General features: G+C 44.1%; 23 protein-coding genes. 5 read left to right on the top strand and 18 right to left on the bottom strand.

Translation table 11 applies throughout. The annotated features are described in order from the left end of the window. Positions 1 to 55: 55 nt before the first annotated feature. Positions 56 to 598, top strand: a complete 543-nt coding sequence (locus QZ169_RS02095) for a histidine phosphatase family protein (RefSeq protein ID WP_295504627.1) — start codon at positions 56 to 58, stop codon at positions 596 to 598. Between the two features lie 78 nt (positions 599 to 676). Then, positions 677 to 1,162 (top strand): YcxB family protein, encoded by a 486-nt coding sequence (locus tag QZ169_RS02090; protein WP_295504597.1) that lies wholly within the window; start codon positions 677 to 679, stop codon positions 1,160 to 1,162. A gap of 47 nt (positions 1,163 to 1,209) precedes the next feature. Here QZ169_RS02090 and QZ169_RS02085 read toward each other — a convergent pair whose 3' ends face one another. From QZ169_RS02085 to hisS, 16 genes are all read right to left on the bottom strand, one after another. Further along, on the bottom strand, positions 1,210 to 1,824 hold the full coding sequence (locus QZ169_RS02085; protein ID WP_295504595.1) for an HAD-IA family hydrolase: 615 nt from the start codon (positions 1,822 to 1,824) through the stop codon (positions 1,210 to 1,212). Then, complete coding sequence (locus tag QZ169_RS02080) at positions 1,821 to 3,098, bottom strand: MATE family efflux transporter (protein ID WP_295504593.1); 1,278 nt, start codon at positions 3,096 to 3,098, stop codon at positions 1,821 to 1,823. Before QZ169_RS02080 ends, QZ169_RS02085 begins: the two co-directional genes overlap by 4 nt. A gap of 182 nt (positions 3,099 to 3,280) precedes the next feature. Further along, positions 3,281 to 4,216, bottom strand: a complete 936-nt coding sequence (locus tag QZ169_RS02075) for a YitT family protein (RefSeq protein WP_295504591.1) — start codon at positions 4,214 to 4,216, stop codon at positions 3,281 to 3,283. After that, positions 4,203 to 5,957 (bottom strand): aspartate--tRNA ligase, encoded by a 1,755-nt coding sequence (aspS, locus tag QZ169_RS02070; RefSeq protein WP_295504590.1) that lies wholly within the window; start codon positions 5,955 to 5,957, stop codon positions 4,203 to 4,205. Before aspS ends, QZ169_RS02075 begins: the two co-directional genes overlap by 14 nt. Positions 5,958 to 6,127: 170 nt before the next feature. Further along, positions 6,128 to 6,340: a hypothetical protein gene (locus tag QZ169_RS02065; protein WP_295504588.1), complete on the bottom strand. Its 213-nt coding sequence runs from the start codon at positions 6,338 to 6,340 to the stop codon at positions 6,128 to 6,130. 143 nt (positions 6,341 to 6,483) lie between these two features. Beyond that, positions 6,484 to 6,858 (bottom strand): hypothetical protein, encoded by a 375-nt coding sequence (locus tag QZ169_RS02060; protein ID WP_295504586.1) that lies wholly within the window; start codon positions 6,856 to 6,858, stop codon positions 6,484 to 6,486. Continuing rightward, positions 6,845 to 7,831, bottom strand: a complete 987-nt coding sequence (locus QZ169_RS02055; RefSeq protein ID WP_295504584.1) for a hypothetical protein — start codon at positions 7,829 to 7,831, stop codon at positions 6,845 to 6,847. Before QZ169_RS02055 ends, QZ169_RS02060 begins: the two co-directional genes overlap by 14 nt. 12 nt (positions 7,832 to 7,843) lie before the next feature. After that, complete coding sequence (locus tag QZ169_RS02050) at positions 7,844 to 10,009, bottom strand: hypothetical protein (protein WP_295504581.1); 2,166 nt, start codon at positions 10,007 to 10,009, stop codon at positions 7,844 to 7,846. 2 nt (positions 10,010 to 10,011) lie between these two features. Then, entirely contained in the window at positions 10,012 to 10,380 is a 369-nt protein-coding gene (locus tag QZ169_RS02045) for a DUF5082 domain-containing protein (RefSeq protein WP_072073220.1), read from the bottom strand. A 15-nt stretch (positions 10,381 to 10,395) separates the two neighbouring features. After that, complete coding sequence (essC, locus tag QZ169_RS02040) at positions 10,396 to 14,796, bottom strand: type VII secretion protein EssC (protein ID WP_295504576.1); 4,401 nt, start codon at positions 14,794 to 14,796, stop codon at positions 10,396 to 10,398. 2 nt (positions 14,797 to 14,798) lie between these two features. Beyond that, on the bottom strand, positions 14,799 to 16,058 hold the full coding sequence (essB, locus tag QZ169_RS02035) for a type VII secretion protein EssB (protein WP_295504572.1): 1,260 nt from the start codon (positions 16,056 to 16,058) through the stop codon (positions 14,799 to 14,801). 1 nt (position 16,059) lies between these two features. Then, the gene (locus QZ169_RS02030; protein ID WP_295504569.1) at positions 16,060 to 16,299 is read right to left on the bottom strand and encodes an EsaB/YukD family protein; all 240 of its coding nucleotides are present in this window, start codon (positions 16,297 to 16,299) and stop codon (positions 16,060 to 16,062) included. A gap of 1 nt (position 16,300) precedes the next feature. Next, a complete protein-coding gene (essA, locus tag QZ169_RS02025; RefSeq protein WP_295504568.1) occupies positions 16,301 to 16,759 on the bottom strand; it encodes a type VII secretion protein EssA in 459 nt (152 codons plus the stop codon). A gap of 6 nt (positions 16,760 to 16,765) precedes the next feature. After that, positions 16,766 to 19,702 (bottom strand): type VII secretion protein EsaA, encoded by a 2,937-nt coding sequence (esaA, locus tag QZ169_RS02020; RefSeq protein WP_295504567.1) that lies wholly within the window; start codon positions 19,700 to 19,702, stop codon positions 16,766 to 16,768. Between the two features lie 234 nt (positions 19,703 to 19,936). After that, positions 19,937 to 20,224 (bottom strand): WXG100 family type VII secretion target, encoded by a 288-nt coding sequence (locus tag QZ169_RS02015; RefSeq protein WP_009659211.1) that lies wholly within the window; start codon positions 20,222 to 20,224, stop codon positions 19,937 to 19,939. Positions 20,225 to 20,391: 167 nt separating this feature from the next. Continuing rightward, positions 20,392 to 21,672 (bottom strand): histidine--tRNA ligase, encoded by a 1,281-nt coding sequence (gene hisS / locus QZ169_RS02010; protein ID WP_295504565.1) that lies wholly within the window; start codon positions 21,670 to 21,672, stop codon positions 20,392 to 20,394. Positions 21,673 to 21,853: 181 nt separating this feature from the next. On the opposite strand from hisS, the gene QZ169_RS02005 reads away from it, so the two are divergent. Next, positions 21,854 to 22,195 carry a metal-sulfur cluster assembly factor gene (locus QZ169_RS02005; protein WP_002899327.1) on the top strand — a complete coding sequence of 114 codons (342 nt, stop codon included), beginning with the start codon at positions 21,854 to 21,856 and terminating at the stop codon, positions 22,193 to 22,195. 88 nt (positions 22,196 to 22,283) lie between these two features. On the opposite strand, the gene ilvD is transcribed toward QZ169_RS02005, so the two are convergent. Next, positions 22,284 to 23,987, bottom strand: coding sequence for a dihydroxy-acid dehydratase (gene ilvD, locus QZ169_RS02000; protein ID WP_023917059.1), 1,704 nt, complete (start codon positions 23,985 to 23,987; stop codon positions 22,284 to 22,286). Positions 23,988 to 24,275: 288 nt separating this feature from the next. Between ilvD and rpmF the strand changes: the two genes are divergently transcribed. Both rpmF and rpmG read left to right on the top strand, forming a co-directional pair. Then, the gene (gene rpmF, locus QZ169_RS01995) at positions 24,276 to 24,458 is read left to right on the top strand and encodes a 50S ribosomal protein L32 (RefSeq protein ID WP_008809991.1); all 183 of its coding nucleotides are present in this window, start codon (positions 24,276 to 24,278) and stop codon (positions 24,456 to 24,458) included. A 15-nt stretch (positions 24,459 to 24,473) separates the two neighbouring features. Beyond that, complete coding sequence (gene rpmG, locus QZ169_RS01990; RefSeq protein ID WP_001265622.1) at positions 24,474 to 24,623, top strand: 50S ribosomal protein L33; 150 nt, start codon at positions 24,474 to 24,476, stop codon at positions 24,621 to 24,623. Positions 24,624 to 24,725: 102 nt separating this feature from the next. On the opposite strand, the gene QZ169_RS01985 is transcribed toward rpmG, so the two are convergent. Beyond that, a complete protein-coding gene (locus tag QZ169_RS01985) occupies positions 24,726 to 24,950 on the bottom strand; it encodes a helix-turn-helix transcriptional regulator (protein WP_125380116.1) in 225 nt (74 codons plus the stop codon).

Genomic DNA, 24,950 nt, shown 5'->3' with positions numbered 1-24,950 from the left:
GGCGTGGAAATAGGTAGAAAATGAATTGAGATTTAAATTTTGCTATAATCATCTTATGAACAACACCTACTATTTTATCCGTCATGCGCATTCTAACTATACACCTGATGAAATCAATCGACCATTATCAAACAAGGGACAAGAATCCTTGGCACAACTTGACTTTTTAGCAGACAAACCTATTACCGCCATTTATTCCAGCCCCTATCAAAGAGCCATCCAAACGGTTGATCCTTTAGCTCAGAGTCTGAAACTCGCTATTCAAACCGACAAACGGCTAATAGAGCGAAAGCTAAGTAGTCAAGCGATTGCCGACCAAAACTTTGAAGAAGCCCTCATGCAACTTTGGTCACAGCCGACTTTTTCATTTGTTGGTGGCGAGTCTAATCAACAAGCTCAACAGCGAGCCTTAGCCTTTCTTCATGAACTGGAAAGCAAACACCAAAACGAAGAGATTATCATTAACTCCCATGGTAACCTTATCTGCATTTTACTAAGCGCATTCGATTCCAACATTAATTATAACTTTTGGCGCAACCTAAGCATGCCAGATGTGCTGGTTTTAGATAAAAACAAAAAAATCACTCACCTCCCATAAAAGATGGTATCGCCTAGCAAGGCTCGGCTAAATCTTATCGCTCTTATGTGTTATAATAATAAAAACTGGAGGTAAAAGATGTTTCCAATCCGTATTACAACTCTTATGACTGAGGAAGTGTATCAACGATTTGCTTGGTCTATTTTCTTACGCGGAAAAAGATTTTTGCTGAATATTATCATTTTTATAGGAATCCTGTCTCTCTATCTAACCTTCCTACCTGACAACCTGAAGCGTTTTTCTTTCTTTACCGTGCTATTTACATCTTTGATTATATTCCCAGTAATGTACTTTGGTACGGACTTTCAGATAAAGAAAGCCTATCAAAAAACTCCTTTCTGGAAGGATATGGAGCAAACTCTTATATTTGAGAAAGATAAATTTTCTGTGAAAAGCAAACGAGGAGAGTTTCTTTATAGCTATGATGACATCGTCAAAGTTTTTCATACTAAGGAAGATTTTTATATCATGTTGGGGCCAAATGTAGGTTTCCCTATTGAAAAAGAAAACTGTTCTCCCAAGGCTCTTGAGTTCTTGCTAGAACTACAGATTGAGCATATGTAAAAGAAAAAGCAGGCTAGACTGACAGTAGATCAGTTCTTGTCTGCTTTTTATTTTGTAAATAATTGCTTGATGTCCATCAGCTTCTCTATTTTCTGATTGATTTCTGGTCGGTAGTCACAGAAGTTAATGCTCTGGATGCCACTGTTGACGGCGACATCCACATCCAGGGTCCGGTCACCGATATAGTAGGTTTCCTGCTTGTCCAAACCGTATTTCTCAAGCAGATAATCGACACCCTCTGGATGAGGCTTGCGCTCAAAGCCGTTGGCTGTTGTGATGATTTCTGTAAAATAATCATGAATTCCCAAGTCTTTTAAGATTTGATGGGCATTGAGTCCCTTGTGGGTATAGACAAACTGAGCAATGCCTTGCTCTTCAGCCCAGACCAGAATCTCCACAGCCCCTTCCATCAGATGGATCTGAGCATTCTTTTCCTTTAGGCTTGCTCCACGAAAGGCATTCATCTCGGCAGCATCCAGACCTTTCTCAGACGCTACTTTTTCCAAGAGCTTCTGCACAGAGTGCTTTAGGATATAGCTGTGGATACTCTCCCTGTCAAAGTCCAGACCATAGTAAGCATAGGTTTCCTCAATCCCCGCCAAAATAGCATCGTAGGAGTCCAGCAAGGTACCGTCCAAATCCCAAATAAACGCTTTTGTCATGTGATTTCCCTCATTTTCCTGTCAAATAAAACCTTTAAAAACAGCCAGCGGAAGCCATTGTCCAAGAGCATCCCAGTCCAGACTCCTGGCAGACCCAAGCCAAAAGTCACACCCAGCAAGTAACCGGCAATGATGCGAATCAGCCACATGCCAACAGTCGTGGCATAAAAAGGCAGTCTGGCATTGCCCAGCCCCTGCCAGATAGCTGTGTAAATCACGGTTCCCACTGCCATGGGAGTTCCCAGCAGGGAGAAAAGCATGACTGAAAGACTGGCTGTAATAGCTCCGCTATTATCCGTATAGAGCAAGGTCAGCGGCCGACCAAAAACGAAAATTCCTAGAGCCACGGGCAACATGCAAGCAAAAGACAGCCAGAAGGTCCGCTGACGAATCAGACCGACCTCTTGCATATCTCCCTCACCTAACGCATGCCCTATTAGCATGACTGTTGCTGTTGCGACCCCGAAGATTGGCATATAATTAAACTGAGTCAGGACTTCACCGATGGCATTCCCCGCTACTGCGTCCGTCCCAAAGACGACCACAATGGCGATGATTACTACATCACCCGCCCGCATCATGAGCCGCTCTCCAGCAGCCGGCAGAGACAGGCGCAAGAGCTCTCCATCTAAGCCCCAGCTCCAGCGGAGTGTGGACAAATCCAGCTCCTGCCAGAGAATCAGCACACCCACCAACCGAGCCAGCACCGTTCCCAGCGCTACACCGACAATACCAAGCCGAAAGACGTAAATCCCCAGACCGGAAAAGAGGGCATTGAGGACATTGGTCAGAAGACTGACATACATGGGAAATCTAGGATTGCTCATAACCCGCACCAGAGCCCCAAAGGAAGTCATAAAGCCTAGTAAGACAATAGTCCCTCCAACCAAAGCCAGATAAAGACCACCTGCTTCAGCCACCGCTTTTTCCGTCCCCAGAAGATCCAGCATCTGCCTGCCAAAGAGCAGGGAAATCAGCCCCAACAGAAGGCTCAGAAGCAAGGTCAGCTTGATAGCCTCGGCTGTATGATAGGCCAGACGCTCCTTGTCTCCCTGAGCCAGAGTCTTGGATATGAGACTGGAAATCGCAGCCCCCAGAGCGATAAAGATTGCCTGATAAATCGTAATGATGTTGCCGGCCACCGAGACACCGGAAATCGCAATCAGCCCAAGACTGGCCACCAGATAGCTGTCGACCATTCCCATGAGCATCTGCAAAAAATTCTCCGCCATAGCCGGCAAGGCGATATTCATGATTTTTTTATAAGTCGTCATAATCTGAAAATCTCCTGCATTTGTATATCCTTTCTCACTTGAGATTTCCACCCTCCACAATAGAGAATAGAAAGCGGTGGGACTATTGTCCTACCGCATATGAATCTCCTATCACAAAAGCTCGTTTTAAACACAAACTCCCACACTATACTACTTGGCATTCCCAAGCTTAATGAATATTCTCACTCCTCCACAAACAGTCCCAAGATATGGACATTGTCTGCAACGGAGACAAAGGCAGCTGGATCTGTATGCTTCATGATTTGCTTAAATTCATTAAACTCAGCTCGGGTGATAACCGTCACCAGAACAGCTTTTTTCTCATGATTGTAAGTTCCCTCAGCGCCATGAATGACTGTCGCTCCGCGGTGCAGCTTGTTGTGAATCTTATCAATCACCCTATCCGGATGACTGGTGATAATCATAGCCTGCATGCGCTTCTGCTTGGTAAAGACAGCATCCGTCACCCGGCTAGACACAAAAATAGTAATCATGGAGTACAGCGCATATTCCCAGCCAAAGGTCAAACCCGCAATCAGCATAATAATCCCATTGACAATCAAGGAAATATGGCCGACATTCCGACCTGTTTTCTTGCGAATGGTCAGACTGACAATATCAGTCCCACCGCTGGAAATACTGGACTTAAGAGCAAAGCCAATCCCCGCTCCCATGACTACACCCCCGAAAAGGGCGTTGATAATAGGATTATCAGTCAAGGTCACTTCCGGCACAAACTGGATAAAGAGCGAGCTCATCGTAACCGTGATAAAAGTAAAAATGGTAAACTTATGCCCAATCTGGTACCAAGCCAGGATCATGAGCGGAATATTGATGGCGTAAAAAGTCACAGAAACCGGAATGGTAAAACCTAAGAAACGAGTACTGAGGGCAGTAATGACCTGCGCCAGACCAGTCGCCCCGCTGGAATAAACATGCCCCGGCTGAAAGAAGAAATTGACTGCGACAGCCGACAAAAAGCCATAGACAAGCGAGGCAGAAATCTTCTCATCGTACTTCTCACGCGAGATACTCTTTAAAGACCGCAAAATCTTGAAATTATAAGCAAACCTGCGGATATAATAGCGAAAGAGTTTATAAAAATTAGTCTTCTTCATGTGCTTCCACTTGTAAACTTAATTCCTCTAGTTGAGCGACCGACACTGGACTTGGTGCTTGTGTCATTGGATCAGAAGCCTTGTTATTTTTCGGAAAGGCAATGACTTCGCGGATATTTTCTTCACCAGCCAGCAGCATCACAAAGCGGTCCAAGCCTAGAGCTAGGCCGCCATGCGGTGGAAAACCATAGTCCATAGCCTCAAGAAGGAAGCCAAACTGCTCGGCAGCTTCTTGAGCTGAGAAGCCAAGCGCCTTGAACATCCGCTCCTGCAAGTCTTTCTGGTTAATCCGAAGACTTCCACCACCTAGCTCATAACCATTGAGGACGATATCATAGGCAACAGCCCGTACCTTGCTCAGTTCGCCTTCCAGCTCTTGCTCAGAGTCTTTCTGAGGCAGGGTAAAAGGATGGTGGGCACTCATGTAGCGACCCTCTTCTTCTGACCATTCAAACATGGGCCAGTCCACCACCCAAAGGTAGTTAAATGTATCTGGATCAATCAAGTCCAGCTCTTTGGCCAAGCGTACACGAAGAGCTCCCAAAGCAGCATTGGCCACTTCCAAAGTATCGGCCACGAAGAGAACCAGGTCATTATTTTCAAGCTGTAAAGCTTCTGTCAACTGACTTGTCAAGTCTGTCAAGAACTTAGCAACTGGCCCAGCCAACTCACCATCAGCCACTTTCACCCAAGCAAGGCCCTTGGCACCATGCTGTTTCGCTTGCTCTGTCAGCTTATCAATATCCTTACGAGAGTATTTATCTGCAGCATTTTTCACGACGATGGCCTTGACAGCTGGAGCTTCTGAAAAGACCTTGAAGTCAACTCCCTTGACAAGCTCTGTCAAGTCCTGCAGCAACATCTCAAAGCGTGTATCAGGCTTATCAACACCATAAAGAGCCATGGCATCATCATACTTCATACGTGGGAAAGGTAGAGACACCTCAATACCCTTGGTCTCTTTCATAACACGAGCAATCAAGCCTTCTGTAATATCCTGAATCTCCTGATCAGACAGGAAAGAAGTCTCCAAGTCCACCTGAGTAAACTCTGGCTGACGATCACCGCGCAAGTCCTCGTCACGGAAGCATTTAACAATCTGATAATAACGGTCAAAACCAGCGTTCATCAAGAGCTGCTTGGTAATCTGCGGACTCTGTGGCAGTGCGTAAAAATGGCCCTGATGAACCCTGCTAGGCACCAAGTAATCACGCGCCCCTTCTGGTGTTGACTTGGACAAAAATGGTGTCTCCACATCAAGGAACTCCAGCTCGTCCAGATAATTGCGGATAGAGTGGGTTACCTTGGCGCGGAGCTTGAAGTTTTCTAACATCTCTGGCCGGCGCAAGTCCAGATAACGGTAGCGCAAGCGCGTATCGTCATTCACCTCAATGCCGTCTTTGATTTCAAAAGGAGTCGTCTTGGCTGTATTTAAGACAGTCAGGCTCTCCACATGCAGCTCCACGCTTCCTGTCGCCAGCTTGTCATTGGCCTGCTCACGCGCAGCCACCTTGCCTGTCACCTCTAGCACAAACTCACTGCGCAGGCTTTCTGCGGTTGCCATGACCTCTGCAGACACTGTCTCAGGATTAATGACCAGCTGCATAATGCCTTCGCGGTCGCGCAAATCAATGAAAATCAGACCGCCCAAATCCCGACGGCGGGCTACCCAGCCCTTCAAAGTGACTTCCTGACCAACATGCTCCTTGCGAACACGCCCAGCATACATAGAACGTTTCATCTTTACTCTCCAAATTTTTAATTCTGTTACTATTTTACCACAAAGCGCCTAAGAAAGCCCTTCTGTCCGTTCTTTTTCTAAAAAATATTAAAGTTCCGCATGACTAATGCTGACATTTATGACAAAAGGCCTGAGGTAAATGACCCCAGACCTACTGCCTACTCTATAGATTATTCCTTTTTCTTGCTGTCCTCATAGAGACTAGGCGCGAACGCTTTTGTCACCATGGCCGTCAAGAAGCGAAAACCTCCCGCTGCCAGACCAAAAATCGGAGCCAGAGCACGGAAGAAAAAATCCCCCCGCATAAAATAACAAAGCAGACCTGTAATCACAAAGATAGCCAAGCCCTGCATCACAACCACCAATAATATTTTCTTCATCATTCCCTCGACTTTCTATAGACTATTATAGCATAAGAGGGATGGATGGGGGAGGAAGTTTGTTGTTTTTTGAGTGATAGCAGAGCATCTAAACACGGTTCAAAAGAAAACCACCTGAATATCAATTCAGGTGGAGATATTTATCTTTATGGAAGGTTCTCATAAAAAGAAAGATCATATTGTTTTTGCTGAACTCGCATCTGCTCTTTCTTTTCAGGATCTGTCTCTGGCTCCTTTGGAGCTACACTATACATATCATTTGATTGAATTGATTTAGCCATTTTTTCATCTACATCTTGAAAGGCTTGCGCGACATTATCAAGAAACAGATCTAGAGAATCAACTGTTTCTACCAAATTTTCCATGCATGTTTTCGCACTATTTGCACAAGATTCAAGACTATTTGTAACTGGTGCCTCAATTATACTACTCATCCCTTTTGAAATTTCTTCAGTTGAAGCATTAATGCTAGCCTTAATACTTTGAATTCGCCAAGGCTGTATTCGCTTAATTGGCATCATTTTCCTCCTCTGTTACTTTTAAAATACTAATAAATTCTTCATAAGAATTGACCACATGGTCTTGACCGTCTTTTGTGATATTACCATAAACAGTTAAGTTATCAAATAGTTGCTTATCTTTCGGTATTAAAAGACTGTAAATATCTGACATCAGTTTAGGATCTGTCTTATCCGTCAAAAGATATAATTGACCTCCTTGCTTCGTCATCAAATCGTAAGCTTTAGGGTATTCGTCCTTTAGGCGCCAATCAGAAGTTTGTTTAATAACTGAATTGGGGAAAGAGATAGATGAGAATATATTATCAATAGGCTCTTTATAGTATTTTTTTAAACTTGTAGAATTACTAATAATATCAGTTCGCTTATCTTTTGGAATTTCGACATCTTTCGGAACATCCTCTATTTTTCCTGTCGCCATATTAAACAAAACTATACGGCCACTTCCGCCTCCAACCTTTTCTAACTCCACTGTTCGATATTCTTGATTATCATAACTAAAGAAAGCCGAATAAGTCGCAAAAGGTACATAACTATCATCATATTCTCGAATCGCTTCAAGTAAATCATATTCCTTACGAGATAACTTATTAGTACTAATATCGTAGACCTGTATTTTCCAAAACTCCCCCCAACTTAAATCTTTCAGATTAAAATCAGGATCATGAAACTGGCGAACAAATTGATAGCTGTCCGTTGAAAGATAGTGCTTTCCATAAACCGCTGCGCCAAATCCTACTGCTTGTCCTTCGCCATTGTTATTATCTGGGTTTTTTGAGTCAATAATTTGGGAATTTGCTTTTTTCCATGAAATAACTAAGCCTTGTTTGTTTGCAATAAATTCATAAGCTCGTGGTTCAATTGCATAGTTTCTTTCTTTATAACGATTATATGTAAAATATCGATACGCATCGTAAGCACCGACTAAAGACAAGACAATGACGAGCACTGCTATAAATTTCCATTTTTTCTTCATAGAGTGTTCTCCTTATTTATAATACGTATTCATATATGCTCCATACTCTTCCGTACCATTTGTTCCCACATTAGGAGCATTTATCGGCAGTCTATCTAATACCATTTCAAATTCATTGATTTGCTGATTATTCATATCTGTCAAGGATAAGGAAGAGCTAGACTCTCCCAGAAGGTAAGATTGGACTTCTGGGGATATCTTGGTTCCATTCCCATTTTTGTTTATTTTATCTATTGTATTTTTTATAATTTGTTGTGCGCTAAGATCAGAATCTTCTGTTAATGTATAGTTCTCTGCTGTTCTAGCATAGTTAACGTAAGGAACAATCCCTCGATTATTCATCTCTGCTAAACGCAAAGTAGCTTTATAGTCATGACGTGTCAACGAGGAAATATTCACAACCTCTCCCTTACCGAGATCTTGTCCTAAATACGCTCCACCTTTATCTAAGAATCTATTGATAAACTTAAGACGAACTTCTTCAGCTTCTTTCTGAGCGTCATTTAGTGTGTTGACATAACTCACATAATTTTCTAAAGCTTCAATTGGGGCAGTGAGACCAAATACATAAGAGCCTGTTTTACTAAAACCGCCTTGAATTGTCTTATTTCCAATTGTTACATTCTTATCTACAAAAGAGCTCAGTTGCTTAGTAAATTTTGTGGTATCACTACTAGCTAATCCATCAATTGCCATCACAAGAGGAAGGATTTCTGGTGCAAAAACAGTAACTGCTCCATAACCGGCAGTCTTCGCTAGACTAGCAGCTAAATCTTTCCGTGCCTGTTTTCTGGCTTCAGCTAACTCACCTAAACGAGCATGATTTTCCCAACTATCTACCCCTTCATAAGTAGAGAAAATCTGAGTTTTATACTGTTTCTCTTCTGTAGTCGTATAATCGCCTACTGGATAAATCATACCATAAGCATTGGACTCTGTTGTCATCTTTCGAGTGATAATCTTAGCATTCAAACCAACGGTAGAACTACTAGCATTCAAATCATCAATAGTTAACTTTGTAGTTGTATCCGTAGTATACAGTCGAGAATTATTATTCAGACTTCCACTTGTTGTTCGGACTGTACCAATGCCCAGCATATACAAAGTCTCCATTAAACCAACAAATTTATCAGACAAATCTAAATAACCAGAATACTCAGACATTTGTTTACTATTTAAATCCCCGTTTGTCTGACGCTCTAGTTCCATTGCTTCCATAGTTGTATCCCCAAGCTTAATTCCCGCTTGTTGAAAACTTTTTAAGAATGGTTCGTTCTCAGAAAACTCACGTTCCCCCATTGCCTTAAGGAGTCTATTTAGCGTATCCTTATCTCCCGATTTTATCCAGGCCATCATTTCTCTAGCACTTATTACATAAAGTCCTTCACTAAGATTTTCTGGTTTCTCATTTAAAATCTCTTCTGGTCTCTTTGCAAGAAGAGCACCTAAAGCACGCCCATCTGCTTCAGTCTGTATCCCATCAAAATATTCAAGTTTACTTTTTCTAAAACTACCATTTTGAATACCTTCAAAGATATTAGCAGCTGGAATACTACTAATAGCACGAGCATTAACTATTTTTGTTTGTAGATCCTGTAATTCCGACTCAACTTCTGTCGCTTTTTTTGACAAATCATCATGTGCTCCCTGTAAAGCATTATGAGTGTTTCTACGATTATTCGCAGCATCTGTCAACTTGCTCATTGCTGATGTTTTGATAGGAGTCAAGTCCTCGGACTCAATACCCAACTTGCCACTTGCATCATCCAGAAGTGTTTGTAAAGCTTTAGCTTTCTCTTCAACCTTTTGATATTGTTCAGACTCCGCTCCATTCAACTTGTTATAAACAGTATCATTCCCTGACTGCTGGGTCCATGCTTTCTTTTCAAAACCAGCTCCTGTAACCTCCCCTTCAAACTTAGATAAAGCTGTCGAAAAATGTGTAATTGTTGTCGGAAACTCTTTGAATACCTGCGTTTGAAGTTGGTTAAGACGTTCAAAGAAAGCATTGATTGCTTCACCTTCGTCTCCTTCTCCTTCTGTTTTACCTGTTTTCACATTAAATGTTCGCTCAGTCTCCTTAGAGGCAGAATCTACCCCTTTAGCAAATTCTTGCACAGATTTACTATAGCGAGCTATTGCCGGTAAATCGTGAACCTTTATAATATCGTCACTCATACTTAGTCCTCCTTCGTAATGTCTTTAAGAACTTCAAGAAGCTTAATAGAGGTTCCTATTGATAACTTTTCAAGCTCTAAAGCTGCAATTTTTGTGGCTAATTTTTCAATCATCTCTTCTTTTTTTCCAGAGAATGACTGCCCAACTTCTCTGACAATCCCTTCCTCAGCTCTTGTTTCTTGTAGATAAGGAGTACCAGCCAGATAATAAGTTGCTTTTATATGTTCATGATTCTCCAGTACATATTTTACATCTGTAGAAAAAGATGTCAATGCACTCTTGCTCGCTTCTAATTCTTCTATTTTCCCACTTAGAGCGGATAATGCATCATTTTTTGCATTAATCTCTGCTTGTATAGCTGCTTTCCCCATTTTTTATTTTTCCTCCTATGCCATTAATACTTTTATTTTATTTGCTAAACCGTCTGCTATATAATAGTGTTCCTGTTCTCCTAATTGAGCCTCACGAACCACTCTATTTACAACACTTAAAACTGATTGATCGCTCAATCGCATTGCTATAATAGCTTGCTTATAAGCACGAGCAAGCTTAGACGCTGCATCAATATGTTTGGTAAGTTGAGGCGAACTCATCACAACGGAACCATAGCCAGTTCGAAGCCCTTTTTCTAAAATATATGCTAGACTTTCAAGCGCATCCATTCCTAATTCTTCGACTAACTCTGTTAAATTATATACAACTAGCGTTACTACATGTCCTCGTTCTTGCTTTTCTAATCGTTCTTGAACTCTCTGCTCTATTGCCACAAGAGATTTTACAGATTCTTCTGAAGTCGAAATAATTTGAACTCCCTCCATCTCAGGCAGATTATGATACTTCGGCGCTAGCACAATCACCTTCTGCTTTCCTCGTGCAATCTGCTCAGTCAAAGCACTCATCTGCTCTTCCTTGTCTGTCAAGTAGAGAAGATTACCCTTAGATAGATTCCAAGTAATTGGTTCAACCGTCTCCATATCCAGTCCCAGAGGTACGAGACCTTGCTCGTAAGCAGCTTGGACACTAGCCCGGCTATAGAAGTCCGCCTCCGTCAACTCCTCTGGTACCATCGGAATGGCACTTGGGCGTTGTCCAGTCCAAGCTTCTTGGAGAGAAGCGACTTCCTGACGCAAGTTGTTGAGGACTTGTGCATCATTAGCACCCGCTACTGGTAAAGCTAGCTGGATGACATCAACCTCGTCACGCTTCATGAGCGCCCGACCCTTGATGTCTTCCATGGTCGCCGCAAGAGGGGTAGAGCCCACGATCGAGCGGACTTCTCCTACATCATTCTGCGGCAGACTCAGCTGGTGCTTGAAGTTGGCATAGAACTGCGCCCGAAGGTTAGACTGACGCCCCGCTGTCACTAGGAGGTGAACACCGATGCTGAGACCTTCACGGGAGATTCGCACTAAAAGTTTGAAGAGCTCCGCTTCATAAGCTTCTTCCCTCATAGATTCATAGCTATCAAGTAAGATGACAATAGCCGGTTCTTGCTGACCACTAGCCTGACGATAGAGCTCCAAGGTCCCAACACCGTAGTCAGACAAGAGCTTCTTACGCCGATTGAGCTCCCGCTCCATGATGCGTACAAACTTGGCAATCTTCTCCGTCTGATCCAAAAGCAGGGTATCGGCCACCTGCGGCAATTGCCCCAGTGGTGCCAGACCATTGGTCCCAAAGTCCATCAGGTAGAGCGTGACATCTTTGGGACTGAACTTGCGAGCCAAGTCCATGGCCGCACTCTGCAGGAAGGTTGTCTTCCCCGTACCAGGACTTCCGTAGAGCAGGATATGCCCATCCTTGGACAGGTTGACAGAGACAGGTTCTTGCTTCTGCGCTTGCGGGATATCCGCCATCCCCAGAAGGACGGAGACCGGCTTCTTTTGCTCCCAGGCTTCCTGCGGCTGAATCGGTTCCAGCTCCTGCAGGGTCATCCGCTCTTTGAGCGGTGGCAGCCATGGCTGTGGTACCGGTGGGATCTGCTGGCTCTCTGTCAGTAGTTGGATCTGACTGACAATGGCCTCCAGCTCTGTCGGTACTTCCTTGATATCCTCGGCTAGGTCAAGACCTGACAGGTCTTGATTGAGCACTTCGTATTGGCCTAGGTCGTTGATTAGGTAGATGGTATGGTCTTCAATTCCCATCTCATCCTTATCCGGCTGGTAGTCTGCCCCTGACCAAGCTGACTGGAAGAGTTCATAGACTTCATTATTGCCGACCTGCAGATAGGCTCGTCCAGTCTGGGTAATCTCCGCCGCATCTGGCGTCTTAAGCATTTCCATCGAGTCTGTCCGATCTGCTACCTTAAGTGCTAGCTTAAAGCGAGAGTTGGACCAGATCTGGTCATCTACCACCCCAGATGGCTTCTGAGTAGCCAGGATCAAGTGGACCCCGAGGGAACGCCCGACCCGAGCGATGGATACCAGCTCCTTGATAAAGTCAGGCTGGTTGACCTTGAGCTCTGCGAACTCATCCGAGATGAGGAAGAGATGGGGCAGGGGTTCAGTTGCTTCCCCGTTCTTAAATTTCTTTTGATATTGGTTGATATGATTGACTTCAAACTCTCTGAAGAGCCGCTCCCGGCGGTGAATCTCCGCATTGATGGAAGCCAGCGCCCGCATAGATTGGGCCCCGTCCAAGTTGGTAATGGTTCCCAAGAGATGGGGCAGGTTCTTGAAGAGGTTGGCCATTCCCCCACCCTTGTAGTCGATGAGGAGAAAAGCCACATCGTGCGGGTGGAAGTTGACAGCCAGACTCAAGATATAGGACTGGATAGTCTCTGACTTCCCTGATCCGGTTGTCCCGGCAATCAGCCCGTGCGGTCCGTGAGCTTTTTCATGCAGGTTGAGGTAGACCAGGTCTTCCTTACCCCGCAGGCCGATAGGCACTGCCAAGCTCTTATAAGGCGCATTCTGTTGCCACTTTTGCAAAACTTGCAGGTCCGAGAAAGTCTCTGCCCCATACATCTCCATAAAGGTCACGGTATCAGGTATTGAGCTTTTGAGATTCTGCAGGTGATTGAGCGGCGCCAAGGTCCGAGCAATTCGCTCCTTGTCATAGCCTTCTGGGAAATGATCCAAGCGGAAGTCAATTTCTCTGAGGATTCCCTCTTCCATGACCAGCTGACCAGTGTTGCGGTCCTTGATATTGACAACCGTCTTAATATTCTCAGACAGCGAGCTCATCACATCCTGCACGAAGATGAGTGAGCAGCCCAGGTCCGTCGGATCCTCAGTAAAGAACTCCATGATGATATGGTCGAGAATCAGCTTTTCATCTGTGACCAATACCACATAGTGAGGACTGTAGAGTGTCGTCTCCTGCCGAGTCGCTTCTTCCTTCTGCGCCTTGCGCAGTTTCAGGATTTGGTTGAGGCTGTTTAGGACCTGATCGTGCGTCCGTTGATTATAGACAAAGCCACGGACGTTCAGCTCTTGCAGAGTCGCATGCGGCAGCCAGCGCAGCCAATCCCACTGGTCGCGCTCCTCCTCTGGCATGATGGTAATTACCTGCACATCGTGGTAGGAGTGAAAGACCGCTAACTGCATGACCAAGAGCTGGAGCTGTTCTAGGACCAGATTGCGCGGACCGATATAGCCGACCGGCCCATGGCTGAGATTAGCCACGATAGGAAGATCGGGAATTTTCTTATGCCGAGTGTAGAGAGCATAGCCCTCCTCTTCCAACGCATCTTTCTTTCCGCTCCGCTCCTCTTGACCGTAGGTCAGCTTATAGGAGGTCGGCACTTGGCCAAGCCCCAAGCGGTAGTAGAGAAAGTCAAAGTGGAGCGGTGTCTTCTCGTAGATGCGGTGACTGTAGTCTGTCACCAGACCCGTTAATTCGTTAATGTTTGGGAAATGGTAAAGCATGCCATCACGCTGCTCACGCTCCAGCTTATTCAGCTCAATAGCCTTGTCTTTCAGATAGAGGTGATAAAGATCGATGCGCTCTTTCTTGTCTTCCTTGAACTTCTTGCGGTTTTTGAAGAAACCGCGAACCGAAAAGATTGCACTGGCGATTGACATAGTAACTGTAACGAGGATATAAATTCCCCGCGGCTGAACCAGTGTAATCAGTACCGTCACCCCAACCATGAGAAGTGGCGGCACAATCAGTCTCAAGAGCTCATCATTAGGCTTTTGAGGTTCCTTGCTTGGCGGAGCAATCTGAATCTTGTCCTCTGAGCTCCGATAGATAATCCGCGGCGAGCGGTGATAGTCTGGATAGTCTGGATAAAAACCATGGCGAGAAGCCCCCCGCAAGGTCAGACTAGAGCTGACCGTAGCCGGACCTGTCACCCAGATTTCTTCTGGATAGACCTTGAGAGAAATACTTTCCAAGCTTAGCTCGTCGCCGGCTTCCAGCTGGATTTGGTCTCCTGTCCACTCAACGTGATTGAGGTAGACTTGACCTCGCATCTTGGTCAAAATCCAAGAATCATTCGTTCGCTTCAAGAGCAACTTCAAAGGCGCTTCCAGACTGATAGCTGCTCCCCTCTGGTCGCTGATGAGTAACTCTTTTCTGTCCAATAGGTCATAAACAGCCGGTTCTGAATCAGATTGATACAAGGTCAGATTGCCCAAGGTCAGACCGTCAGTTACGACTCCCGTTTCTTCCCCCATTTGATAAAAGACTTGCCCTTCAGCTAACTGAAGCTGGATAGGAGTCTCCTGATGAGGCAGGTAAAGCTGAGCCTTCTCACTCGCTGCTAGGAGAACTTTCTTGTCCTCTGTCAGCTGCAGCTCATAGCGCAGATGGTCTGTATAGATGATGATTGTCTTGCTCATACTTACTCCTTCGCGCTACTGCTAGACGACGCTTCACTGCTGGAGGAAGAGCTTGCTCCTGAAGAACCTTCCTCGCCAGAAGCACTTGAGCTAGAATCACCAGTCAAAAGCTCCTTACGGCTATCCCAGTACTTCTTATACTCGCCTTCTAAGGACTCAAGCTTAGTCTCCCGATCCTTACCAGACAAACTATCGTCCTCACGTACCTTTTTCATCTCCTGCGTCAAGGCATAGATAATCAGATCTGAGTCATTAATTCGTTTGGCTGTATCCAAAGCATCTTCAAAATCATTACGTCCAACTTGAATCCAGTAATTGAGATACAAATCATCTGATTTTAGTGTGACATTGTTCAGGATGACCTTACGTTGATCATCAGAAAATTCCAAGCCCTGGATATAAGAGTAGGCCAGTTCATATTTCTGTGTATTCGGCAAGCTCTTAGGAGAAATTCCCTCCAGCTCATCGATGACCTTGCTGTAGTCCACTTTGATAAAGGCAGTATCCGCCTGTAACAGCTTTTCCTTGAAAGGATTCTGTATGAAAATCAAATAAATCAAAGGAATGGTCAAAATCACAACAGCTGCTGTCAGCCAGATGGTCGCCAGTTTGAAAATCTTATGCTGGCGCTTGGAGACCAGTGTCTGCTTCTCTGCTTCTTCTGCAGCCTTTTCCTGATAGGATTTTTCCAAAACAGCAACCGCATCTTCCAGACTCTCAGCCTCACGCAGCTCCACTAGGAAATCTGGCAGAGTTTCTAGCTCCAACGAGCCCTTGTAAAGTTCCATAAAGTCCAAATCTGCAAAGAGAGTCACTGCAAAGCACTTGGCCTGCCGCAAAAAGTCCTCCCGAGAAATAGCCTGAGGTGTCATGATGCCGGGAACTCCGCGGTAAGCAATCTTCGCCTGTGCATCCTTGGTAATAAAGAGATTGCTAGGATGCAGCAAAAAAGTCACCGGCAATTCCAGTGCCGCTTCCAGAGCAAAAACATTGAGAGCCAGACGAATCCGCTCAGAAAGCGTGCGCTTTTCAATCTCTTCCTTAGACAGCCCCAAAGGCTCAATCTGATAGGTGAAATAGACACTATCATGGTCAGCCTTAGTCTCCTGCTCCAAGAAAAGCGGATGGTGCAGGTCCAACAGCAAGAGCTCCCGCAAATCCTGCGTTGCCACGTCCGAACGCTTCAACGTTAGGCTCCAATTCTTGTCATTTTTTTCATAGATAAACTCTTGTTCAGCAAATACAAATTTTTCCTCAGTCACCTTAAATCTCCTCAATCTCTACTAAATCTCCCGTTGTGACTGGATAATCAGCCAAAACCTTGCCCTCATCCAGTATCAACCCCTTGTTAATAATCCGCAGCTGATACTTATGGCGCTTTCCTTCGATATTGAAAATCTGATCAATCTCCCGAATGAAGCGACGGACCTCAATCCGCTTAGGAATGCGAATATCCACGTCCTTATACCGCAAACGGAGGGTGATGTTGATATGTCCTTCCATCTTATACTTCTCCCTTACTGATACGATAGCTGACAAAGATAGTCATACTGACCAAGAGTACGGCTGCTACAAAGTAGACTACTCCTGGCAGAAAATCATCCCAGCTGCTTTCATCATCACTTTTCAAACTCGTCTGCAACTTGGACAATTTTTCCGTTCCCGGCTGAAAAAGCTCCTTGGAATGGTAAATATCCGTCGGCCCCTGTATAGCAGAAAACAGTTGTCCCGCTTCTGTGGCCAACTGTTTATTTTGATACTGCTTCATTTCCTGAATTTTTTCCTGATTCTCAGCAACGAAAAGAGACTTGGTGCCTTCCGATTGTGCACCAAAGTTCAGTTCTTGCTCTTTTTCAATCCGCGAATTATCTATCTGCAGACGATTATCCTTAAGCTCATCTGCGGCAACAGCCGTCACCGCAAACGAACTTAGGAGTAGGAATAAAAACAGAATTTTTTTCATACTCTTTTAAACTTCCTCAGTTTTTAATGTTCTAGTCTTGATAAAGATATTAGCTGCAACCAGCAGAGCCAGCAAGACAATCAGACCAAAGATGGCAAAGAAGCCAGCGGTCTTGCCGTCAAAGTAACCTGACAGCATGCCTTCTAGCACAGACAAGGCATTCAAGCTCTTGATAAAGGCTGGGAAGCCAGTCAAGCTAGCTGTCGTACCAATGGCATTAGATAGGTAGACAAAGCTGATAATCATGAAGAAAGCTAATCCCATACCCATCACGCGCAGATGCTTGAGGAACAAATACTGCCCCTGAATCAAGACAAAGCTAGCAACCACAATCAACAAGACCCAAGATGGAACATATTCCTTGCCGATGTGAAGCTGCATGCTGGAGACAATCCCAATAACTAGCCCAATCGTCAGAGACAGGAAGCCTAGAATGCCCACAGTCGTAATATCTGTATCTTGTAGCTTATTAAGCTTAAAGCGGTCTTTAACCTTGCGCACAATATTTTGCGTTGCAAAGAGATAGGCCGTAAACAGACTGACAATCTCCAACAAGAGGATCCAAGTAAATGGACGGTAAACATTGACAGTCGCTTTAACAGATGAAGAAGATTGAGCAACTGGATTAGATAGGAAGTCCAGCAATACTTCATTAGGAACCCCATTCTCATAGGCATTATTCAGAACCTTGACAAAAGATTCCACAAAGTTGCCATTGTCTTCCAATTCCTTATTGAATTGTCCCATCAAGCTTTCAGCATTCGCAGACAATTTCTCTGTCGTTCCTTGTGCATTTTCCAGCTCACGATTGAAGCTGCTGAAGATCTGGTTGACACTATCAGCTGCCTGCACATTGGTCTGTGAAGAAGACTTAACGCCAGAAGTCGAAGACAGCAAGGATGAGAATTCTGAATTCAGAGATGACAAATCAGTGTCTGTCTTTTTCAGTGCATCAGTAGAAGTTTCCCGAGAAGTTGAGATGCCTTTCAATTTCTCTCGTACATCTTTGTAAAGATTGAGCTGTTTATCAATCTCAGTTGCGAGTTCTGAATTGGTCCCTTTGACGTCTTCTATCTTGTTTTTCAAGTTATTAATCGTTTCATCCAAGGTTTCTTTAACCCCTTGACTCTTACCATCGTTACTTTTAGACAAGCTATTTTGATAGCTATCTAGATTCGAATTAATAGCATTTATCAAAAGGGTAGATAAAGATTCAGACATATCTTTATTTTTTAACTCATCAAAAGAATTATAAGCTTGGATTAAAGACATAACGTGTTGATAGGCAGAAGAAATCTCTTGTACTTTAGCTCCATATGCCGCTGCCGCTTTTTGTGCATCCTCTACATTCACCGGCGCACTTGCAACCTTAATACCATTCAGAGAAATATCAATTGAGCTGTCAACTGAAGTGGCTGCAGCATCATTAGCTACACTGAACTGCACATTAAAATTAGCCCCCTCAGCTAAATTAATTTCTTGCCCATTTGCTACTGTTTCGCCATTGTATGTAATAGTTTTAATTGTTACACCTGTTGGTGGAGTGACTGACAAAGTAGCCTTTCCAACCTGGCTATTAACTGGGCTGGCTGTAGAGCTAGCCGCTTTCTCTGCAGCAGCTGCCAGATTGTCTAACTCAGCACTTCCATTTCCTTGTGGTGTTCCAAATTGCGAAATGGTTGAATAGTCAAGAGCAGGAACAGGCAATCCGAATTTCACCTCTGTTGGTTGAGAAGCTGGCAAAGCTTTTACTGCTTCAGCTATTTGTGCCTTCAAAGAAGCATCATAGCTTGTTATAGCATCTCCTAACACTGCGCTAAGAGTAATAGGCTTTCCTTCTTCAACACCATAGTAGGTCCTTAATTTATTATCAACAAAGTCCTTAATCTGTTGTTTATGGACATCTAATTGCCCACGTTCTGCTTTTAAGGCAGCTTCCAACTGCTCTAGTTGCTTGCTGACATTATCAGATTGATTTTGATTTGGCTGATTATTATTATCGTCTGAATCATCACTAGATTGTTTTTTGGCAAGTTCAAGCTGTGCAGTCAATTTTTGTTGCGATTCGCTCAAACTATTATAAAGCGTCTCAGTTTCATTTGCCAAAAGCTGACGATCCATCTCAATCAGCTGGGTCATAAATTCTTCATAACTAGTTTGGTCACTAACTCGCTGTTTGAGAAGACTATCAAAATTCTTGCCATAAGTGGCTTGAGAGTTATCCAAGTCATCAAAAGCCTTAGCATAAGTTTCCAGAGTCGTCTTCAGAGAATTATTGGCTTCGACAGATGAGGCAGACATACTAACCAACGTTGGGAAGATATTCTTAGACCCAATAGCAGACTCCAACAAGTTGGTTCGATAATTGCCAATATTGGTAATTTGCACCTCTGAACTAGCCTGCACATTTTGCTGGGCTGTATAAAGATTGCTCAGGATGCTAGCCATATACATATCAACCAATTGGCTATTCAAATCCGCGATAATATCCTTAGCTAGATTATTAGCTTCATTTTCAATCTGCTGATTTCCAGCAGCATTGACCTTATAAGTGACGATTGTCCGATCTGCACTGATAGCATTAACATCTAGCACCTTCTCTGAAAAGTCACTTGGAATCGTTACGACCAGTTGATATTTGCCATTTTCGAGACCAGTATCCGCAGCTCCACGCGTCACAATATACCAGTTTTGAGAATCATCTCGTTCCAGATTCTTGACATAGCTAGCACCAAGATTGTACTCTTTCTTGTCAACCTTAACAGCCCGATCTTCATTGACGACCGCGACATTCAGCTTAGTCTTTTGATCTGTTTTGATCTTGCTGTCTCTAGCACTGCTTGTATTCTTCTGCACTGCGACATTCAGCGTCACTACAGCAGCCAGCAAGGCAATAACCAAAACAACGTTTCCTATATACTTAAGTAATTTTTTATTTCCCATGGATGTAAATTTCTTTTTCTTTTTAAATTTTTTAGTTTATTGTTACATAAAAAAGCACACAGAAAGACACAAACAGCTCTAACAGTCTAATTCAGATATTGATTCAGATTGTCAGAGCTTGCCTTTACATTGCAGCGATTTTCTTATCAAACATGAAAGAAACTGCCATTTTTTCATTTTTAATCTTTACAAAAATAGGAAGGCTCTTGCCTTCCTAAAGCCGTTATAACAAAATTAGTGAATTTGTGCAGCGATATCTTGGTCAGTTTGCTCAACGATGTCAGCAACTTTAATCAACTGAGCATTGATATCTTGGAGCAATTGTGCAAATTCTTTGATTTTTGGAGACAATTCGTTGAATTGTGCTTCAAAGCTATCAAATGCAGAACCATCCCAGTTATCAGCAATAATTGCTTGTTCATTAGTCAATGTAGTCAAAACTTGAGTTACATTTTCAGAACCTTCAGTGTATCTGTTTGCAGATTGACGAAGTTCTTCTGGAGTTAATTTAATTTGTGCCATAGTTGTTTCTCCTTTAGCAAATTTATATAACGGGTACATTATATCAATAATCACTTTATGTTTCAAGCTTTTAAAGATATTTTTTTAGAAAATATATTGACATGTTGTCAACCAAGTTCGCTCGAACGCCTGATACTATAGCATTTTCGATTGTTGGACTCAAGCCTTTAAAACCCCAATTTCTCAAAAATAAGCTGATAGTTTTCTTGGATTTGGTCTAGGCTAACAATAATCTCCTCACGATTATGATTGTTCTTAACAGTCACCTGACCGCTCTCCAATTCGCTTTCACCCAAGGTGATAAGAGTTTTGGCTCTAAAGATATCCGCTGATTTGAACTGAGCCTTGAGCTTGCGGTCGAGATAATCCCTCTCTGCCGCAAACCCTTGTGCGCGGAGAGCCTGCACTAACTCCAAAGCTCTGCCATTGGCACCAGGTCCTAGAACCGCTACATAAACATCCAGAGCGGTTTCAATCGGCAGCTCTACTCCTTGCTTGTCAAGTACGAGAAGCAAACGTTCTAAGCCCATACCAAAGCCAACACCTGGCGTTTCAGGGCCACCAAAGTAAGCCACCAGCCCATCATAACGGCCGCCAGCACAAATGGTCAGCTGACTGCCAGCCACCTCTGTCGTAAACTCGAAAATTGTGTGATTATAGTAGTCCAAGCCACGGACCATGTTGGTATTGATGACAAAAGGGATTTGCAGGGTCTCCAGCATGGAGCGAACAGCAGCAAAGTAGGTACTGCTCTCCTCATCCAGATAGTCCAGAATAGACGGTGCACCTTCTACAGCCGCCTTGTCCTCGGGCTCTTTAGAATCCAGCACGCGCAGCGGATTCTCCTCCAAGCGACGTTGGCTATCTGCTGATAGGTTAGGCTTCAGTGGAGTCAGATAATCAATCAAGGCCTGACGGTAAGCAGCTCTGCTCTCAGGATTCCCCAGCGAGTTAAGCTCCAAGCTGACATTGGTAATGCCAATATCCTTGAAAAATTGAGCCGCCATGGCAATCATTTCTACATCTGTAGCAGGATTACTAGATCCAAAACACTCTGCTCCAATCTGGTGAAACTCCCGCAGACGGCCAGCCTGAGGCCGCTCATAGCGAAACATAGAGCCCATATAGTAGACTTTGACAGGCTTTTGCACTTCAGGAGCAAAAAGCTTGTTCTCCACATAAGAACGCACCACGGGCGCTGTTCCCTCTGGACGCAGCGTGATATGGCGGTCGCCCTTGTCATAGAAGTCATACATTTCCTTAGTCACGATGTCTGTCGTATCCCCGACCGAGCGGCTGATGACCTCATAGTGCTCAAAAATCGGCGTGCGGATTTCGCCGTAATTGTATTTTCTAAATGTCTTGCGGGCAAAGTCTTCTACATACTGCCACTTGGCTGATTCTTGAGGAAGAATGTCCTGAGTTCCTTTAGGTTTTTGTAATTTCATCTTCTGACCTCCGCCTTCTTTAGTACTTATATTCTATCATAAGTCCACCATTTTGAGGAGCCCGAAAGGGATTTTTCGTTTGGAAGAACTAAATCCGTTTTCATGTTCCAAAATAGCTTGAAAAAAAGTCTGAATTGTGAGAAAATAAAAACAATTCAACTCAGAATAGAAGGGGATAGCCATGAGAGACGATATCAAAATCAATGATCGAGCAGCTGCCATTCAGGATAAATTGGTGGAGAAGCTCGAGCGTATTTACGATCCGGATGTAGAGTTGGATGTTTATAACTTAGGGTTGATTTATGAAATTAACTTAGACGAAAACGGCCACTGCAAGGTTGTTATGACCTTTACTGATACAGCCTGCGACTGTGCTGAGAGTCTGCCCATCGCCATTATGGACTCTCTTAAGAAAATTGATGAGATTGAAAGTGCCTCTGTTGAGGTTACTTGGTCTCCTGCTTGGAAAATCACCCGTATCAGCCGCTTCGGCCGCATTGCCTTGGGGATCAGTCCTAGATAAGAAGATAATTAACTTATCAGCATTTAAAATAAAAACACCAAACCCGCTAGTTTTTCTAGCGGGTTCTTTTATCATATATAAGTATAAGCTATTTTTTACCGGTTTCTTCTGGTTTCCAGAAGTCAGTAACAGCACCTTTAGCGGCAGAGGATACCATGTGAGCATATTTACCAAGTACCCCGCGACTATAAAGCGGTGGAATAGTCGTTTCTGCCTTGCGTTTCGCCAGTTCTTCATCAGAGACCGCCATGGAAATTTCCTTGGTGTCTTGGTCAACCGTGACCATATCGCCTGTACGAAGATAGGCAATCGGGCCACCATCCTGGGCTTCTGGAGCAATGTGTCCGACAACCAAGCCGTAAGTACCGCCTGAGAAGCGACCATCGGTCAGAAGGGCTACCTTGTCTCCTTGACCTTTCCCTACGATGATAGAAGAAAGTGACAGCATTTCTGGCATACCAGGGCCACCCTTTGGTCCAACGTAGCGAACTACAACCACATCGCCATCGACCACTTCATCGGCCAGTACCGCATCAATAGCGGCTTCTTCTGAGTCAAAGACCTTAGCCGGTCCAACGTGACGGCGTACTTTAACACCAGAAACCTTAGCAACAGCACCATCTGGAGCCAGATTACCATGCAAGATGATAAGCGGACCGTCTGCACGTTTTGGATTTTCAAGCGGCATAATGACCTTTTGACCTGGTGTCAGATCAGCAAATTCTGCCAGATTCTCTGCCACCGTCTTACCTGTACAAGTAATGCGATCGCCATGCAGAAAGCCGTTCGCCAAGAGATACTTCATCACAGCCGGCACCCCACCAACCTCATAAAGGTCTTGGAAGACATACTGACCGGATGGTTTCAAGTCAGCCAAATGCGGCACCTTCTCTTGAATGACATTAAAGTCATCAAGCGTCAGCTCAACATTGGCCGCGTGAGCCATGGCCAGCAAGTGCAGAGTAGCATTAGTAGAACCACCTAGAGCCATGGTCACCGTGATTGCATCTTCAAAGGCTTCACGTGTCAAGATATCAGACGGCTTCAGCCCCATTTTCAGCATTTTCACAACAGCACGGCCAGCTGCTTCGATATCCTCTTGCTTGTCCTTGGACTCAGCAGGGTGAGAAGACGATCCTGGCAGACTCATGCCCAGAACTTCAATAGCCGTCGCCATGGTATTGGCCGTATACATACCACCACAGCCACCAGGGCCAGGGCAGGCATTACACTCAATGCGTCGTACTTCCTCAGCTGTCAAGTCACCATGGTTCCATTTCCCGATTCCTTCAAATACGGAAACCAAGTCAATGTCTTTGCCGTCCAGATTGCCTGGTGCAATCGTTCCACCGTAGGCAAAGACAGCAGGAATATCCATGTTAGCAATGGCAATCATAGAGCCTGGCATATTTTTATCACAGCCCCCGATAGCTACAAAGGCATCCACGTTATGCCCACCCATAGCAGCCTCGATGGAGTCTGCGATGATGTCGCGTGAGGTCAGAGAGAAGCGCATCCCTGGCGTTCCCATGGCAATCCCGTCCGCAACCGTAATAGTCCCGTACTGAACAGGCCAAGCGCCCTCTGCTTTGATACCTTCCTTGGCCAGCTTGCCCAAGTCATGCAAGTGGATGTTACAGGGTGTATTTTCCGCCCAAGTGGAAATCACCCCAACAATAGGCGTTTCAAAATCTTTATCAGTCATCCCCGTCGCGCGAAGCATGGCACGGTTAGGAGATTTAACCATACTGTCATAAATCTTACTTCTGTGACGAATATCCTTATCTGTCATAGCTTTCCCTTTCATTACAGTAATCTTTGTGCTTTATTATACCACACTTATGCTGTATTTTACAGAGGAAAATTTTTAAATTTTCAGAAGATTAGGAAAATATGGAGGCGAATTTGAAACTTTTTCCTCTCAAGCAGAAAGATGACAACTAGAAGCTCAGTTTTTTCTCAAAAAGAAGAAAAAATCTGTCAAGTAACTTTACTTTACAAAAAAGTTTTGTTATACTGTTAAAGTTGATGAAAATCATCAAATTGAATCGAATTCATAAACTAAAAGGAGAAACAAACAATGGCAGTACCTGCACGTCGCACTTCCAAAGCGAAGAAAAACAAACGTCGTACACACTACAAAGTAACAGCTCCATCTGTAACCTTTGACGAAACTACTGGAGATTACTCACGTTCTCACCGTGTATCACTTAAAGGATACTACAAGGGACGTAAGATTGCTAAAGCTGCTGCAGCTGAATAATAGAGGGGAGATACCATGCGCGTAAATATTACACTTGAACACAAAGAATCTGGTGAACGCTTGTACCTTACTTCTAAAAACAAACGTAACACACCAGACCGTCTTCAATTAAAGAAATACTCACCAAAACTTCGCAAGCACGTTGTGTTTACAGAAGTTAAGTAATTTATATAACAAAAATCCTTTGAAATCAATGTTTCAAAGGATTTTTCTTTTTGTTTCAAGCCCTAGCTGAACAACAAACTTAATACTAGGTCTCAAAAAGAATTATGCCTCCTCTTTCTGTCTGAGTTCAAAGAGGTCTTCTACTTTCAAGTTGAAGACTTGAGCAATTTTGAGAGCCATTTCCAGCGAAGGATTGTAGCGGTTATTTTCCAAGTGCAGAATTGTCTCTCGCCTCATGCCGATGCGGTCGGCTAGCTCCTGCTGGGTCATACCCTTGGATTCTCGGATATATTTGAGATTGGTGATAATCTTGCTTTCTTTGGCCAC

Source organism: uncultured Streptococcus sp., from assembly GCF_905372115.1.
Classification (GTDB): Bacteria; Bacillota; Bacilli; order Lactobacillales; family Streptococcaceae; genus Streptococcus.
This window is presented reverse-complemented; position numbering and strand designations above follow the sequence as displayed.

What these genes read in the sequence shown, in the direction of transcription:
- QZ169_RS02045 (WP_072073220.1), bottom strand. Translation starts at nt 10,380, where the DNA reads ATGGGGAAAGCAGCTATACAAGCAGAGATTAATGCAAAAAATGATGCA.
- QZ169_RS02085 (WP_295504595.1), bottom strand. Translation starts at nt 1,824, where the DNA reads ATGACAAAAGCGTTTATTTGGGATTTGGACGGTACCTTGCTGGACTCC.
- essC (WP_295504576.1), bottom strand. Translation starts at nt 14,796, where the DNA reads ATGAGCAAGACAATCATCATCTATACAGACCATCTGCGCTATGAGCTG.
- QZ169_RS02095 (WP_295504627.1), top strand. Translation starts at nt 56, where the DNA reads ATGAACAACACCTACTATTTTATCCGTCATGCGCATTCTAACTATACA.
- QZ169_RS02015 (WP_009659211.1), bottom strand. Translation starts at nt 20,224, where the DNA reads ATGGCACAAATTAAATTAACTCCAGAAGAACTTCGTCAATCTGCAAAC.
- QZ169_RS02055 (WP_295504584.1), bottom strand. Translation starts at nt 7,831, where the DNA reads ATGAAGAAAAAATGGAAATTTATAGCAGTGCTCGTCATTGTCTTGTCT.
- QZ169_RS02075 (WP_295504591.1), bottom strand. Translation starts at nt 4,216, where the DNA reads ATGAAGAAGACTAATTTTTATAAACTCTTTCGCTATTATATCCGCAGG.
- esaA (WP_295504567.1), bottom strand. Translation starts at nt 19,702, where the DNA reads ATGGGAAATAAAAAATTACTTAAGTATATAGGAAACGTTGTTTTGGTT.
- QZ169_RS02050 (WP_295504581.1), bottom strand. Translation starts at nt 10,009, where the DNA reads ATGAGTGACGATATTATAAAGGTTCACGATTTACCGGCAATAGCTCGC.
- rpmG (WP_001265622.1), top strand. Translation starts at nt 24,474, where the DNA reads ATGCGCGTAAATATTACACTTGAACACAAAGAATCTGGTGAACGCTTG.
- ilvD (WP_023917059.1), bottom strand. Translation starts at nt 23,987, where the DNA reads ATGACAGATAAGGATATTCGTCACAGAAGTAAGATTTATGACAGTATG.
- aspS (WP_295504590.1), bottom strand. Translation starts at nt 5,957, where the DNA reads ATGAAACGTTCTATGTATGCTGGGCGTGTTCGCAAGGAGCATGTTGGT.
- essA (WP_295504568.1), bottom strand. Translation starts at nt 16,759, where the DNA reads ATGAAAAAAATTCTGTTTTTATTCCTACTCCTAAGTTCGTTTGCGGTG.
- hisS (WP_295504565.1), bottom strand. Translation starts at nt 21,672, where the DNA reads ATGAAATTACAAAAACCTAAAGGAACTCAGGACATTCTTCCTCAAGAA.
- QZ169_RS02080 (WP_295504593.1), bottom strand. Translation starts at nt 3,098, where the DNA reads ATGACGACTTATAAAAAAATCATGAATATCGCCTTGCCGGCTATGGCG.
- QZ169_RS02030 (WP_295504569.1), bottom strand. Translation starts at nt 16,299, where the DNA reads ATGGAAGGACATATCAACATCACCCTCCGTTTGCGGTATAAGGACGTG.
- rpmF (WP_008809991.1), top strand. Translation starts at nt 24,276, where the DNA reads ATGGCAGTACCTGCACGTCGCACTTCCAAAGCGAAGAAAAACAAACGT.
- QZ169_RS02090 (WP_295504597.1), top strand. Translation starts at nt 677, where the DNA reads ATGTTTCCAATCCGTATTACAACTCTTATGACTGAGGAAGTGTATCAA.
- QZ169_RS02060 (WP_295504586.1), bottom strand. Translation starts at nt 6,858, where the DNA reads ATGATGCCAATTAAGCGAATACAGCCTTGGCGAATTCAAAGTATTAAG.
- QZ169_RS02065 (WP_295504588.1), bottom strand. Translation starts at nt 6,340, where the DNA reads ATGATGAAGAAAATATTATTGGTGGTTGTGATGCAGGGCTTGGCTATC.
- QZ169_RS02005 (WP_002899327.1), top strand. Translation starts at nt 21,854, where the DNA reads ATGAGAGACGATATCAAAATCAATGATCGAGCAGCTGCCATTCAGGAT.